Raw genomic sequence first — 420 nt, 5'->3', positions numbered from 1 at the left:
GTTCAGCTCCGCACCCACGCCCATGTTCGCCGGCGCGAGCCACAGGCCGAACGAGAGGCCGAACACCACCATGAGCACCGAGATCACGATCAGGGTGGGGCGGCGGCCGAAGCGGTCCGCCAGCAGGCCGGAGACCGGCACGAACGCCGCGAAGAACAGGATGCCGACCAGCTGCAGCACGAGGAACTCGGCGTAGGGGACACCCAGGAAGCCGTTGGCCGGCTTGCCGATCGCGTAGGAGAGGATCCACGTGGTCATCAGGTAGAAGAGCACGTAGGTGGCGTACATGACGAAGGTGCCCAGGATCAGCTCCCACCAGTTGCGGCGGAACACCTCGCCCAGCGGCGCCTTCACGCGCTGGTCGCGGTCGAGGGCGCGCTGGAAGACCGGGGTCTCCTCGAGCTTGACGCGGACGTAGAG

1 protein-coding gene is annotated in these 420 nt (G+C 67.4%); it reads right to left on the bottom strand.

Annotated features, from left to right (window positions below):
* The coding region (locus tag ACOMDU_RS13740; protein WP_421130719.1) for an MFS transporter at positions 1 to 420 on the bottom strand (420 nt) is incomplete at both ends.

This window comes from Vescimonas sanitatis (genome assembly GCF_049060325.1).
In the GTDB taxonomy this organism is placed as follows: Bacteria; Bacillota; Clostridia; order Oscillospirales; family Oscillospiraceae; genus Vescimonas; species Vescimonas sanitatis.
The sequence above is the reverse complement of the archived record's forward strand: the minus strand, read 5'-3'. Positions and strand labels throughout refer to the sequence as shown.